This window comes from Ideonella flava (assembly GCF_051857595.1).
In the GTDB taxonomy this organism is placed as follows: domain Bacteria; phylum Pseudomonadota; class Gammaproteobacteria; order Burkholderiales; family Burkholderiaceae_C; genus Ideonella.
In genome coordinates this window covers 119,634-132,683 of sequence record NZ_JBPZHD010000008.1, presented here as the reverse complement: position 1 = coordinate 132,683, position 13,050 = coordinate 119,634, and the positions used below count along the sequence as shown (strand labels likewise).

The 13,050-nt window shown below is 65.7% G+C and carries 11 protein-coding genes and 1 tRNA gene; 5 read left to right on the top strand and 7 right to left on the bottom strand.

What is annotated here, in order from left to right; genetic code table 11:
* Nucleotides 1–22 precede the first annotated feature (22 nt).
* Complete coding sequence (locus ACS5PM_RS18365) at nt 23–871, bottom strand: AraC family transcriptional regulator (protein WP_439389120.1); 849 nt, start codon at nt 869–871, stop codon at nt 23–25.
* Nucleotides 872–937: 66 nt separating this feature from the next.
* Between ACS5PM_RS18365 and ACS5PM_RS18360 the strand changes: the two genes are divergently transcribed.
* Together ACS5PM_RS18360 and ACS5PM_RS18355 are read left to right on the top strand one after the other, a co-directional pair.
* Entirely contained in the window at nt 938–2,179 is a 1,242-nt protein-coding gene (locus ACS5PM_RS18360; protein WP_439389119.1) for an MFS transporter, read from the top strand.
* Nucleotides 2,180–2,215: 36 nt separating this feature from the next.
* Nucleotides 2,216–3,940 (top strand): thiamine pyrophosphate-binding protein, encoded by a 1,725-nt coding sequence (locus tag ACS5PM_RS18355; protein ID WP_439389118.1) that lies wholly within the window; start codon nt 2,216–2,218, stop codon nt 3,938–3,940.
* Nucleotides 3,941–3,946: 6 nt separating this feature from the next.
* Here the strand turns inward: ACS5PM_RS18355 and yedA are convergent, their stop codons facing one another.
* The gene (yedA, locus tag ACS5PM_RS18350) at nt 3,947–4,846 is read right to left on the bottom strand and encodes a drug/metabolite exporter YedA (RefSeq protein ID WP_439389117.1); all 900 of its coding nucleotides are present in this window, start codon (nt 4,844–4,846) and stop codon (nt 3,947–3,949) included.
* A gap of 118 nt (nt 4,847–4,964) precedes the next feature.
* On the opposite strand from yedA, the gene ACS5PM_RS18345 reads away from it, so the two are divergent.
* The 3 genes from ACS5PM_RS18345 (at nt 4,965) to ACS5PM_RS18335 (ending at nt 6,042) form a co-directional block, all read left to right on the top strand.
* Nucleotides 4,965–5,438 carry an Lrp/AsnC family transcriptional regulator gene (locus tag ACS5PM_RS18345; protein WP_439389116.1) on the top strand — a complete coding sequence of 158 codons (474 nt, stop codon included), beginning with the start codon at nt 4,965–4,967 and terminating at the stop codon, nt 5,436–5,438.
* Nucleotides 5,438–5,938, top strand: a complete 501-nt coding sequence (gene rraA / locus ACS5PM_RS18340) for a ribonuclease E activity regulator RraA (protein ID WP_439389115.1) — start codon at nt 5,438–5,440, stop codon at nt 5,936–5,938. The genes ACS5PM_RS18345 and rraA overlap by 1 nt, the downstream gene beginning before the upstream one ends.
* Before the next feature lie 27 nt (nt 5,939–5,965).
* Nucleotides 5,966–6,042: transfer RNA gene (locus tag ACS5PM_RS18335), tRNA-Pro, on the top strand.
* 433 nt (nt 6,043–6,475) lie between these two features.
* Here the strand turns inward: ACS5PM_RS18335 and ACS5PM_RS18330 are convergent.
* The 5 genes from ACS5PM_RS18330 to ACS5PM_RS18310 form a co-directional block, all read right to left on the bottom strand.
* Nucleotides 6,476–7,630 (bottom strand): ferritin-like domain-containing protein, encoded by a 1,155-nt coding sequence (locus tag ACS5PM_RS18330; RefSeq protein WP_439389114.1) that lies wholly within the window; start codon nt 7,628–7,630, stop codon nt 6,476–6,478.
* Nucleotides 7,627–9,204, bottom strand: a complete 1,578-nt coding sequence (locus ACS5PM_RS18325) for a GMC oxidoreductase (protein ID WP_439389113.1) — start codon at nt 9,202–9,204, stop codon at nt 7,627–7,629. The genes ACS5PM_RS18330 and ACS5PM_RS18325 overlap by 4 nt, the downstream gene beginning before the upstream one ends.
* Nucleotides 9,201–9,692: a hypothetical protein gene (locus ACS5PM_RS18320; protein ID WP_439389112.1), complete on the bottom strand. Its 492-nt coding sequence runs from the start codon at nt 9,690–9,692 to the stop codon at nt 9,201–9,203. Before ACS5PM_RS18320 ends, ACS5PM_RS18325 begins: the two co-directional genes overlap by 4 nt.
* A 97-nt stretch (nt 9,693–9,789) precedes the next feature.
* Nucleotides 9,790–10,887 (bottom strand): endonuclease/exonuclease/phosphatase family protein, encoded by a 1,098-nt coding sequence (locus ACS5PM_RS18315; RefSeq protein WP_439389111.1) that lies wholly within the window; start codon nt 10,885–10,887, stop codon nt 9,790–9,792.
* 730 nt (nt 10,888–11,617) lie between these two features.
* Nucleotides 11,618–12,796, bottom strand: coding sequence for a TMF family protein (locus tag ACS5PM_RS18310; protein WP_439389110.1), 1,179 nt, complete (start codon nt 12,794–12,796; stop codon nt 11,618–11,620).
* Between the last annotated feature and the right edge of the window lie 254 nt (nt 12,797–13,050).

Below are 13,050 nucleotides of genomic sequence, written 5' to 3'. Positions count from 1 at the left end.
CAAGCAGGGTCGCGGCCCGATCTCAGGCCTCGGCGAAGAAGCGGCTCGGTGGCATGCCGACCGCCCGCGTGACCATCGCGCTGAAGGCGCTGGGGCTGGCGTAGCCGAGCTCTGCCGCAATGAGGCGCATGGGCTGCTTGCGCGCGGCCATCGAAAGGGCCTTGGCGAGCAGGAGCTGTTGTCGCCATTGGCCGTAGCTGGTGCCCAGCTCCTCGCTGAACCAGCGCGAGAGCGTGCGCGGGCTGGTCGCCGCTTCGGCGGCCCAACCCTCGATGTCGGCATGACGAAGCGGCTGGTCCAGCATCGCCTCGCAAAGGCGGCGCAGCCGCCCTTCGCGCGGCATCGGCAGGCCGAGCTGCACGCTTCGGGCGCGCCGCAATTCATCCAGGATGAGGGCGCCGATGGCCCGCTCGCGTGCCTGGTCGGCCGCAGCAGGCGCTGGATCCGGTTCAACCGCCATCTGCAGCACCAGCTCGCGCAGCAGCGGGGTCACGTCGAGCACCCGGCAGACAGCCCAGTCGGCCTCCGTTCCCAAGGCCTGCACGGCGCTCTCGTGCAGGTACAGCGTTCGCAGGTCCGCTTGCTCGATGGCCGTGACAGCGTGCACCACGCCGGCCGGGATCCACACCGCCCTCGATGGCGGCACGATGTAGGTGCTGTCGCCCGATTCGCCTTGCGCGGAGACCCGGACCGCGCCCGTGATTGAGAACACCAGCTGGCCCCAGGAGTGCCAGTGCGGCTGGATGTCCATGTGGTGTTCCATCCGTCGAGCCTTGCCTCTCACCGGGCGGACGGCGGTGGGCTCGTAGCGCATCGGATCCTGCGGAGGCAGGCTGGTGCGGCGCGGGATGGGGGCGGGTGGCTTTGGCATGAATTCGATAGAACTTGTCGAACTATCGTAACCGTGACGAGCCCACCCCGCCTAGAGTGGGGCCGCATGAACACCGTCACCGTTCCGTTGCCGGCGGCTGCGTCGGCCCGCCGCGACTTCACGACCATAGGCCTCATCGGCCTGGCCCACGGTTGCTCCCACTTCTTCCACATGCTGCTGCCGCCGCTGTTCCCGTCCTTCATCCGGGACTTCGGCCTGAGCTACTCGGAACTGGGGCTGCTCGTCACCACCTTCTTCGTCGTCTCCGGCATCGGGCAGGCCCTGGCGGGCTTCCTGGTCGACCGCACCGGCGCTCGTCCGGTGCTGTTCGCCGCGCTCTCCTGCTTCGTGCTGGCCGCGTTGGCGGCGGCGTCGGCCAACGGCTTCGGCGGCTTGTTGCTCGCCGCCTCGCTGGCCGGGCTCGGCAACTCGCCGTTCCACCCGGTGGACTTCACCATCCTCAACAAGCGCGTCTCGCAGCCTCGGCTGGGGCATGCGTTTTCTGTCCATGGCATATCCGGCAACCTCGGCTGGGCGGTCGCGCCGGTGTTCTCGATCGGCATCGCCGAGGCCACCGGCAGCTGGCGACTTGCCTGCGTGGCCTGCGCCCTGGTGGCCTTGACCGTGCTGGCGCTGCTGGCGCTGAACCGGGAGGCGATCGACGACCGGCAGGGCAGCTGGGCACATGAGCGCGCCGGGGCCGCGGCGGCTCCCCATGGCGAGCATCCGATGGCCTTCCTGCGCCTGCCTTCGGTGTGGCTGTGCTTCTCGTTCTTCTTCTTCTCCACCGCCGCGCTGAGCGCCATGCAGAGCTTCGCCAGCCCGGCGCTGCAGAAGATGTTCGGCCTGCCCGGCACCGTCACCGCCTTCGTCGTGACGGGCTACATGCTGTGCGGTGCGGCCGGCATGGTGGTCGGCGGGTTCCTGGTGGCCAGGTCTTCCGCCCTGGAGCGCAACATCGGATTCGCGATGGCAGCCTCGGCGGTGTTGCTGCTGCTGGCCGGCACCGGATGGTTGCCCGGCCTGGCGACCGCCGTCATCGCGGCAGTGGCCGGTTTCGGCACCGGCCTGGCCGGCCCGTCCCGCGACATGCTGATCAAGCGGGCCTCGCCCCCCGGGGCCACCGGGAGGGTGTATGGCACGGTCTATTCGGGCCTGGATGTCGGCTTCGCGGTGTCGGCGCCGCTCTTCGGCAGCCTGCTCGACCATGGTGGGTCCGGCGGCATCTTCTACGGTGCGGCGGCGGCGCTCGTGCTGGGCATCGTGACGGCCGGTTTCGTCGGCTTGGCGACCCGCCGGCGAGCCTGACCGGGGCCGTGCAGGCCGCGCGCTACAGTGCCGCGCATGCCTGATGCCGCCCCCTCCGCCCGGCCTGCCGGCCATCTGCTCGTCGAGGCCCTGATCGCCCAGGGCGTCGACACCGTGTTCGGCGTGCCGGGGGAGAGCTACCTGGCGGTGCTGGATGGTTTCCATGAGCATGGGGAGCGCATCCGTTTCATTGCGTGTCGCCAGGAGGGCGGGGCAGCCTTCATGGCCGATGCCCACGCTCGGCTCACCGGCCGGCCGGGTGTGTGTTGCGTGACCCGCGGCCCGGGCGCGACCAACGCCTCCATCGGGGTGCACACGGCCTTCCAGGACAGCGTGCCGCTGATCCTGCTGGTGGGCCAGGTGGCGTCCGACCAGCGTGACCGCGAAGCCTTCCAGGAGCTCGACTACCGCCAGTTCTTCGGGCCCGGCACGCTCGGCATGGCCAAGTGGGTTGCCGAGGTCCAGTCGGCGGACCGGCTGCCCGAATACATCGCCCGCGCCTTTCACGTCGCCCAGCAAGGCCGGCCAGGGCCGGTGGTGCTGGCCTTGCAGGAGGACTTGCTGACCACGGCCACGCGCGCCGCGGTGCTGCCGCGTTCCGAGCCCGTCGAGGCCTGGCCTGCGCCGGGGGCGTTGCGGGATCTGCGGTCGCGCCTGCTGGCCGCCGAGCGGCCTTTCATGATCGTGGGGGGCCACGGCTGGACGAGGGACAGCGCGCTGGCGCTGCAGCGCTTTGCGGAGAACTGGCAGTTGCCCGTCGGCTGCGCCTTCCGCTACCAGGATGTCTTCGACAACCGCCATCCGCTGTACGCCGGCGACGTGGGCATCGCGATCAATGCCGCATTGGCCCGCCGCATCCGCGACGAGGCCGACCTGGTGCTCGCCGTCGGTGTGCGACTCGGCGAGATGACGACCAGCGGCTACACGCTGCTTTCGCCGCCGAGGCCGCGGCAGGTGCTGGTGCACCTTCATCCGGGCCCTGAAGAGCTGGGCCGGGTCTATGCGCCCGATGTGGCGCTGCAGGCCTCGTTGTCATCCGCCGGCAAGGCCCTGGAAACGCTGGCGGCGCCGATCGAGTTGCCCTGGACCGGGTGGTCCGCCGCCGCGCATGCCGACTACGAGGCCAACCGGGTGCATCCGCCCGTGGAGCCGTTGGACATGGCCGAGGTGGTGAAGACCCTCGAGCGACTGGCACCCGAGGATGCGATCTACACCAACGGCGCCGGCAACTACGCGGGCTGGCTGCACCGGTACCTGCGCTACCGCGGCCTGGCCCGGGCCGGCAAGACGCAGCTGGCGCCCACCGCCGGGGCGATGGGCTACGGCTTGCCGGCCGCCGTGGCCGCGAGCCTCACCCAGCCCCAACGCCTGGCCATCAACCTGACCGGCGACGGCGACTTCCTGATGAACGGTCAGGAGCTGGCCACGGCCACGGCCTACGGCGCCACCAAGCTCATCAGCATCGTGGTCGACAACGGCCACTACGGCACCATCCGCATGCACCAGGAGCGCGAGTACCCGGGGCGCGTGAGCGGCACGGGCCTCGCCAACCCGGACTTCGCGGCGCTGGCCCGCGCCTATGGCTGGGAGGCCGCCACCGTCGAGCGAACGGCAGAGTTCGAGCCGGCCTTTGCGGCCGCGATGGCAGCGGGTCGCCCGACGCTCCTGCACCTGAAGCTGGACCCCGACGTCAGCCACACCCGAGGCACGCTGTCGTCCATCCGCGCCGCGGCGCTGGCCCGGCCGGGGCAGGGCGCCTGAAGCCGGCTACTTGCCGTTGCGCCCGCCCACCAGCAGCACCACGCCGGCCAGCACGACCGCCACGGCCGACCATTCGAAGCCGGTCACCGTCTCGCCGCCTATGGCCACCCCCAGCAGCATCGCGATCACCGGGTTGACGAAGGCATAGCTCGAAGCCAGGCCGGCCGAGGCCCGGGCCAGCAGGACCATGTAGGCGTTGAAGGCGATCAGCGAGCCGAAGACAACGAGGAAGAACCAGGCGGCCACGGCTTGCGCCTCGGGCGGCCAGCTGGGCGTCTCGCCGGTGGCGGCGGAAAGCGCCATCAGCACCAGGCCGCCGCACAGCATCTCGCTCGCGAAACCCATTGCCCCCGGCGCCAGCGGCAGGCTGCGTTGGCTCAGCACGCTGCCGATGGACCAGCTCACGCAAGCCACGGCCACGGCGATCAAGCCGTGCGTGGAAGCCTGGAAGCTGGCACCCTGGGTCAGCATCAGCACGCCGACCAGGCCGACCGCGATGCCGGCCGCTTCCAGCCGACCCGGCTTGACGCCGTAGCACAGGTTCACCAGCGCGATCATGAGCGGCAGCACCGCGATGAAGGCGACCACCAGGCCCGAGCCGACCGAGGTCTCGGCGACGGCCGTGCCGCCCATGCCGCCGGCCAGCATCAAGGTGCCGCAGATCAGCGCATTGCGCCATTGCACCCCTGTCGGCATCGGCGTGCCGCGCCAGCGCATCCACGCCAGCAAGAGCGCGCCGGCGGCAAGAAAACGCGTGCCCATCTGGAAGAAAGGCGGGAAACTCAGCAGCGCGAACTTGATCGCCAGGTAGGTCGAGCCCCAGACCAGCCAGGTGGCGGCCAGGCAGGCGATCAGCAGCGGCGACAGGCCGAAAGCGGCCGGGCGGGTGGCAACGGTGGTCGTCATGAGGTGGAATGTTAAGCAAGCCGTTGCCCGCTTTCCATGAGAAGTCAAAGGCGATAGGTGTGTAGCGCCTTTGTTTTCAAGGTAGCGCTGGTGATACGCTTTGGCAATGAACCCATCCATGGACTTTGACAGCTACGACGCCCGCATCCTGGCGGAACTGCAGGCGGACGCCCGGCTGTCGATGACGGAGTTGGGCCGGCGTGTCCACCTTTCGCAGCCGGCTGTGACCGAGCGCGTGCGCAAGCTGGAGTCGGCCGGCGTCATCACCGGCTACCGCACCACGGTGAACCTGAAGGCGCTGGGGTACGGCATCCGCGCCGTCATCCGCATCGGCCGGGCAGAGTACGCCCGGGTCGTCAAGATCGTCGACGAGACGCCGGAGGTCATCAATGCCTACAACGTCACTGGCGAGGACAGCTGGGTGCTGGAGATCGCCGTGGTCGACGTGGACCACCTGGACGCCGTCGTCTCCCGCTTCTGCGAACTGACCGAAACCAGCACCTCGATCATCCTGAGGGTGACGCGCGAGCACCGGCCGGTGGGCCTGGCGCGCCCGCCGCTGAAGAATCCCAACCCCGACGAGCCTGCCTGATGACTGCCACCTCCAGCCCATCCACCTGCGACCTGTGCGACAGCTTCCGCGATCGCACCGATGCCGGCTTTCGCGTCCTGCCGGGCGTCTTCCGCTCCTTCGGCGGCCGCCCCGCCTTCCATGGGCCGGTGCGCACCGTGCGCTGCTTCGAGGACAACTCCGTCCTGCGCGAGCTGGTGCAGGCGCCGGGCGAGGGCCGCGTGATCGTCGTCGACGGTGGCGCCTCGCTGCGCAAGGCGCTGCTGGGCGGCAATCTCGCCCTGGCGGCCGCAAAGAACGGCTGGGCCGGCGTGCTGCTGAACGGGGCGGTGCGCGACCTGGCCGAGCTGCGGGCGGCCGACGTCGGCATCTTCGCCCTCGGCCACTGTCCCATGCCCACCGCGCGCCGCAACGAGGGCACGCTCGACGAGCCCGTGCGCGTGCAAGGGGAGTGGGTCCGTCCGGGCGACTGGCTCTATGCCGATGAGGACGGCGTGGTGCTGAGCGACGTGAAGCTCTGACCCGGCGGCTACAATGCGCCCCTTCGTCGGGGTGTAGCGCAGCCTGGTAGCGCAACTGCTTTGGGAGCAGTGGGTCGGACGTTCGAATCGTCTCACCCCGACCAACCTAACTTCTTGTCAGCGCTAGCCTTTCCCTGCATCTCCGGGCTGCACAAAAATTAGGCAGCTTGGTAACCCGGGCGAAAACTGGTAACGCAGGCTTCGGGCAGATCGATGCATGTGTGGCGCATCGCGTGCCTCAAATGGAGTCACCAGCGACGAGAGGCTTGTCCTACGGGTCTACAGGCAGCAGCAGAAGGCGGCTGCCGGCCAGGAGCCGTCTTTCGCGAACGACGGCAACCGGGAAGTCCTGGGGCAATGAAGCTAGGCTGAATATTGGGTCGCGACAGCAAAGAGTCGATGGGCGGATGCCCTGCGACAGGCCTTGGCCTAGGCCCGGCGACGAGGAACAGCAACCGACAGAATGGGTGGTCCACTTGCTGCCTGTGGGAACCCTCCGGATCGGCACGCGCATCACCTACCCTCCCGAAGGCGCTGTCATGGCAGGTACCGGAAGCTCGGGCAGTAGCCTCTGCCGTCCGGCGTCCCGATCCGCATGATCGTCTGCGCGAGCGGGCCTAGCTCGAACATCAGTTCCAGCGCGCGGAGGAACGACTTGTCGCCACCCTCCAGCCAGCTCTCTTCCAGCAGGCGTAGCATCTGTGAGTACGTGTTCTCGAACCGATTGCTGGCCGTGCGCAACTCTCGCGGAGCGGCTGGGCCGTAACCCTCCGGAGAAGGAGGGGCTAGCGTGAAGACTGCGGGCGCCGGGATCTGATCCTTCTTCCGCAAGAGCTTCGCGTCCTCGTCCCACTCGAGCTTCGTCAGCAGCTTCAAGGACTTAAAGCGATAGTAGTGCGACAGGTGGTGCTTGTACTTCGGAAAGGGTACGCCGCTGGCGCCCTCGCCCTGGGCCATGATCAGTTTGATCGCCTGCTCTACATCGCCGAGCTTAGTCATCACAAACCAAGTGAACGGCCCGGCAATCTGGCGCCGGGCGTCAAGCGGTGGATTGAGCCGGTTGATTCCCTGGAGAAGCTCCTCGTAGAACTCGCCGATGGTCACGTCCTCGGGCGGGAACGTCTCCAATGGCTCACCCTCGATAGGGATGGCGACCTTCGGTCGCTCGATCTCCATGAATGTGTCGAGGGTTCGAGGCCCGAAGCCCTCCAAGCGCAACTCGATCTCCGGGTGCACGCCACTTGGCAATCGGCTCGGAAACCTCGGGACCGCCTCGCCGGTCAAGCTGGGGCGCTCATCCAATGCGGACAGCAGGTTGCACAGGAGCGAGAGATGGAGCATCTCCTCGTGGGCGATCGCACGAATGGAGATCGCGACCGGATGCGCTTGGTCAATGATCGACCACAGCGCCGTGAGGTAGGGCGGGATGGTTGCGAACTCAAGCCGCAGTGCTGTCCGCAATGCGAGTTTGATTGCATCGATCCCGGACAGCTCCGGCGGTGGAGGCCCCGCTTTTGGCAGCAACGCCTCAACGGCTGCGTCGACCGCGCTCTTTGCCGTCGAGCGGGCCGCTTCGGTGCCGAACGCAAGGCGATGAGCAGGCATCGCGAACTGTGTCGTGTGCCCACCCGTTGTCGCGGCCTTGACGATCGACGCGATTGTGCGGAGGTCGAGCTTGTCTTCGTCGATCATGAGCGCGACTCCTCCGCGAGCCAGCTTCCGAGGCGAAGCGCAAGGGCTCCTAGGGTGAGCGTTGGGTTGACTGCCGCGGCGTTTGGGAGCACGGCGTTCGAGCAGACGAAAAGATTCTCGATGCCATGGACCGCCAGATTCACGTTGGTCACGCTGGAGTCCGGGCTGCGGCCCATCCGGCAAATCCCGGAGGCGTGGTCTCCGCGAGGGTTCTCCTTCGTCGGTTCGTTGCGCTCGTAACCGAGAGAGGCCAAGCATTCGGCGAGCTTGGCTTGGGCGGCTGTCACCGTTGCCATGAAACGAGCCGGATTGCGCCGAGAGAAACTGACGCGTGTCTTCGGCAAACCGAACTTGCCAATGCCAGGCGCGAGGCTCAGCCGGTTCTCTGGATCGCCGAACTCCTCGATGAACGCGCTCAGCCCAGCGCGCCTCGGTCCCTTGACGATCTCGTCGATCTCTTTCCTCGACTTGCCCTGCACCATGAGGTTGTCGAACTCGATCTTTGGCAGCGCGCGATTGTTGAAGACGAATATCTTGCCGTCCGCCTGCTTCTCCGGGGTGTCCCAACTCCGCGACATCAGTGTCGGGAAGTCGTACTCCTGGAACCAGCCTTGAGGGTTGTCCTTTCGTGTGCCTTCAACGCTGAACAGGAGATGGGTCACGATGTATCGCCCGACTTGGTCGTAGCGATTGCCCAGCCCCGTAGGCCACTCCGGCGACGTGGACGCAAGCAGTAGCTTGGCTGACTCGTAGGTCCCTGCGCAGACGACGACTTTCGCGCCATTGGCAACACACCACTCCCCAGTCGTGGCGTCGAGGTACTCGACACCGTTGACGCGATTCCGGTCGGCAACGATGCGCCGGACTGGCGCGCCGGTCTTCAAGTGGAAGTTGGCGTGCGCCGGCTCGTAGAGCAGCGCATCCATGTGATCCTGGGCTGAGTACCGCGCCCCGATAGGGCAGTACTTGCAAGTGCCCGTGGTCATGCAGCGCTTGAAGCGGGCAATCGGCATGTGGCCCGGCGTCAGGCCATGCTTCTCGAAAGCGCCGGCGAGTTCCGACTCATGCGCGCTCCACGAGTATGCGGGAAGGGGATAGCCCCAGCGACGCTTCGGTCCTTCGTCATTCATGGCTCCGCCCACGCCTAACTTCTGCTCGGCAAGCTCGTACCAGGGCTCCAGCGTCGAGTAGCTGAATGGCCAGTCTGCACCGCGCCCGGTGCGCGAGCGACACTCGAAGTCTTCCTCCTTGAAGCGCAGTGACCATCCTCCCCAGTGCATCGTCGAGCCGCCGTATGCGCGGACCCGCGACTCCTTGAATGTCCACAGCACATTGCCGACTGAATAGCTCTCCCGGGACTCCCCGCCGGGCTTGTCGTCGTCATACGTGATGGAGTACGGGGTCCGCTTTGCCAATACGAGGTCCCACCAGCTGCGTCGGTCACGCGCCGGGATGCGCTCGCCGGCTTCAAGCACGAGGATCGAGGTCAGCGGATCCGCTTCGAGCAGACGGTCGCATACTAGGGTTGCGGCCACCCCACTGCCGACGATGACGTAGTCGTACGCGGCGTTCATCGACGATCCCCGGTGCGAACAGGCGGCCACTCGCGGAACCTTGAGCCGCCCATGAAGCCTGTGTGATTCCGCGCCTTCTCCACGAAACCCCTGAAGCCGCCCTTGGCGACGAAGCAGCGGATGAAGTCGTTGGCCACGTAGAACTTGACGTGTGCGATGCGGCTCTTTGCCTGGTCTTCCTTTGTCACCACTGTGTCCGCGAACAGCTTGATGATTGCGACCGGCTCTGTGAGCTTGTCCACCATCGCTTTCCAGACTTCGGCGGCGTGGCGGTACTCGCCTCGGAAGTCCACCTGCCCGGAACTGCGGGCCTCAAGCATGTCCAGCCAGCGGCTGCGCATCAGCTCCGGGTCGATCTTCTCCGTTTGCCAGTGAGTTGCGATCGCACGGAACATCGACCACAGAACGTCGACCTCCTCCCTGCTGAGCGGTTGGTCCCCTGCCGCAAGCATGGCGGCCGACAACTCTTCCTCCCAGAATTCAGCCATTCTTGCTCCCGGCCGCGGCGCGGCGACGAAGCGAGCCAACCGCGATGTGTCGCGTTGTCGTGCCGCTGGCTCGCGGCTCGGCTAGGGACTGCACCACCTAGATCTCGAAGTCGGCCCACACAAGGTGGTGGTCCGATGCTTCATCCGCATTGCTCTTTACCGTGTCGAAGGGCTTCCACGTGTTGGGGTGGTAGGAGCCACGCCTCTCGATGCCGGTCTGCTGCAGCGCTCCCTGTAGCGCGGGGGACATGATCAGGTAGTCGATCTTGTTCCTGGCCGTACCCGTGTCGTAAGTCCCCGGCCGATCTTTTGGATACGATGGGTGGTCCATCACGTCGGCAAAGCCGTCCATCAAGAGAGGTGCGATGGTGGGGCTGTCAGGGGTGTCGTTGAGGTCGCCCGCCAGCAGGACATGCGGCGAGACCTTCTGAGCCCGCTTGGCAATTGCACTGGCCGCGGACGCTTGCGCCAGCCGGCGCGCCTGCACGGCGGGCGAGTCGCCTCCGCGCTTCGACTTGAAGTGGTTCGGGATCACGACGATCGACTTGTCGTCAGACAGCTGGATCACATACTCCGGGCAGTCCCGCGAGAACGTTAGTTCGCCCGTGGGGTTCGTGTCGTCGACGTGCGACCGGATGCCGTTGATGGGGTAGCGGCTGAGGATGCCGACATCGATACCTCGCATGTCGTTTCCGTCGATCACCATAACGTGGGGATACTCGTGATGGAACTCGGCCTTCAACACCTGCTCGTTGAAGCGCATCAACGTTGGCCGGCTCTCGACCTCGATGCACACCAGAATGTCCGGACTGATCTCGGAGACAACACGACCTGTGTTGTAGGTCGCGGTCCACTTGATGTCCTTCATCCGCAACTCGAACCATCCGGTCCAGTCACCGCGGCCCTTGGCCTTCACGATGGTGACTCCTCCGGACGTTGAGTACAGTTGTCCGCGCACCTTGTTGAGCAACACCAGCGCATTGGACGGCGGGTTCAGAGCCGCGAAGCCATAGCGCCTCGCGAGGTCGAGAAGGATCGACTTATCGTGGTCGGAGTAGAGATCCTTGGCGACGATGGAGTTCAGGGTCGCGTGGTCGTCGATTGCCGCCTGTCCCTTGGCCCCTGCGCCGTCCGCCATTGCACTCGGCCTAGTGAACAGGTTCTCCATGTTGAAGGTTGCGACCCGCAGTTTCACGATAGAACCCTCCGGCAGAAGTAACGCGTGGACCGAGCCACTCTAGCGGGCCGCCCACACGCAAGCATGGGGAGGAACAGGGGTCTCGTCCCCAATCTTGTGGATGTCAAGGCATTCCTCCTCCTTTGTGACCGCATGGTGCCGGAGGTTGCTGCTTTACGCTCCCGCATCTCGACCAAGGCGTGAAGTGCCCCTTGGTGCCGGCGATCGTCCCATCCTTGGGCGCAGCCTTCCGAGTCCCCGCCACATTCGAACGCCTCGGAGACTTGTGTGGGCAGCCGCTGTCGCCAAAGAGACCCAAACTCAAGCGGCAGCTCTGCGGCGGCGAGGTCGGGGACGCCGGTGGCCTGCTGTGGGTCGAGTCGAGCCCGTCGCGTAGAGAGGGACCGGTCGTTCACAGCCAGAGCCCCTGCGATGACGCCGCGGGCGTCGGCGTTGCTACGGTTTGCCGACGCTCACAGCATTGCCGGCCGTGGCAGTGAAGGTCAGGTTGTTGCAAGTGACCGTGAGTTCACCCGATGACCGCCACCGGCTGCAACCGCTGCAGACCTGCCGCTGACCTTCAAAGGCAGGTCTAGACTGAACTCAGTCACTCGGGGCTGATGGCCTGAACGACAGCAGTAGTCGTCACCAGGCATTCGACGATTGAGACCGCGTAGGACTGCGTGGACACCGATGCCGGCCACCGCTCGCGAGCCGGTGCGGACCGGGTGGGTTCGCTGATCGAGCGTCAGATGCCGGGCGGCGGCGGTGGGTCTTTCGGAAAAACCTGCCCCATTGACACAGCCGGGATCGGCGTAACCGCTGCGCCCGCACGCTGAATCTGCGTGAGGTACTGGTACGGGCTCGACGACTTGTCCTTGTAGCCTCGCCAGGCTGCGAACCCGGCATAGACGCCGAGTCCGACGAGGATGCCGGTCCCGGCCGTGAGCACCGTTGCCGATGTTGCTCCATCAAGCGCTGAGGTCAACAAGTCTGGAGCCTTCCATGCCGCGGTGGACAACAGCGCGTCAACAGCAAAGCGAGGCAGCGAACCTTTGTACTTCTCCCATTCCGATTCGACTTCCTTGGCTGCCTGGATCAAGCGTTTCTCTCGTTCGTCTGGGTTCGCAATGTCTGGAATGGTCGCGGCAATCTTGAGCAGCTCGGTCTTGAACCGTCGCAAGTCCTTGCCTTCCTTCTGCAACTCCGCAATCTTCTCGGCTGACAACTTCGACAAGTCAAACATGGTCAGCATGACGACCTGACAAAGTTCGTCGGCCATGTCGGACGGCGAGCCTCCCCCTGACCCTTTCGCGCCAGGTGGTGCACCCGAGTTGAAAAGGGACGCCACCAGCGCGTCTTCGTCCATGCGAGCCAATGTCCGATGAACCCGCCCAGAACTGGTCACGATGTCAAGCTGCTTTTCACTGGCAATCGCCATCGCGATCAGCGACATCACGACCTCGCCAAGGCGAGGATGAAGTGCGAACCACTCGCCTGGGTTGCTCGAGCTGATGCGACGCGCCGGCCAAGCGAGACTCTTGGCGCACAAAAAGTCCAGCAGCGGCTCCATCTTTCCTGCATGCAGTTGAAAGGCGTTGGGATCTTTCGGAAAGTCCGACTGCGTGCTCTCGAGTGAGTATTGACCGAGCTGATCCTCCTCCGCCCCTTTCAACGTCACGAGCAGCCGTTGCTGCGCCTGAAAAACGGAGTACGAGTAAGCTGGCTCGTCGCTTAGCAATGGCTCGTCCCTTGCACCCTTGATGTCTCGAAAGGGCTTGACCTCCTCCAAGTCGTTCAGCCGGAAGTCGTGGGGAACGATTCGACGCACTTGTGGAAAGGTCAGCAACGTCGCCTTGAGCCAGTTCGCATCGCGAATGTGGATGTACGGGTAGTACAAGGCGTCCCGGTCGAGTGCGACATCCATGGCGTTCCTCCGCTGCGAAGAGGCAAGGCTGCCCAGCCCCCCTTGCCATCCAATCGCTTGGCCACAAATACTACGCCCGCCGCTGGTGGTGTGCATCCTGAGACTTAAGGACGCCTCGACAACTGCGATTGCATGTGCCGACGAGCCTTGCACGTGAGTTGGGCAGCTCTGGATGCTCGCTAGAGACTGGGCAAGGTCATTCGGCCGCGGCGGCCTGAATGTCAGCGGGGTTGCTCACCTGACATTCGACGGCC

Excerpts from the sequence above, each read along its gene's own strand:
- yedA (WP_439389117.1), bottom strand. The coding sequence starts at position 4,846 with ATGACGACCACCGTTGCCACCCGCCCGGCCGCTTTCGGCCTGTCGCCG.
- ACS5PM_RS18330 (WP_439389114.1), bottom strand. The coding sequence starts at position 7,630 with ATGATCGACGAAGACAAGCTCGACCTCCGCACAATCGCGTCGATCGTC.
- ACS5PM_RS18365 (WP_439389120.1), bottom strand. The coding sequence starts at position 871 with ATGCCAAAGCCACCCGCCCCCATCCCGCGCCGCACCAGCCTGCCTCCG.
- rraA (WP_439389115.1), top strand. The coding sequence starts at position 5,438 with ATGACTGCCACCTCCAGCCCATCCACCTGCGACCTGTGCGACAGCTTC.
- ACS5PM_RS18325 (WP_439389113.1), bottom strand. The coding sequence starts at position 9,204 with ATGAACGCCGCGTACGACTACGTCATCGTCGGCAGTGGGGTGGCCGCA.
- ACS5PM_RS18310 (WP_439389110.1), bottom strand. The coding sequence starts at position 12,796 with ATGGATGTCGCACTCGACCGGGACGCCTTGTACTACCCGTACATCCAC.
- ACS5PM_RS18355 (WP_439389118.1), top strand. The coding sequence starts at position 2,216 with ATGCCTGATGCCGCCCCCTCCGCCCGGCCTGCCGGCCATCTGCTCGTC.
- ACS5PM_RS18320 (WP_439389112.1), bottom strand. The coding sequence starts at position 9,692 with ATGGCTGAATTCTGGGAGGAAGAGTTGTCGGCCGCCATGCTTGCGGCA.
- ACS5PM_RS18360 (WP_439389119.1), top strand. The coding sequence starts at position 938 with ATGAACACCGTCACCGTTCCGTTGCCGGCGGCTGCGTCGGCCCGCCGC.
- ACS5PM_RS18345 (WP_439389116.1), top strand. The coding sequence starts at position 4,965 with ATGGACTTTGACAGCTACGACGCCCGCATCCTGGCGGAACTGCAGGCG.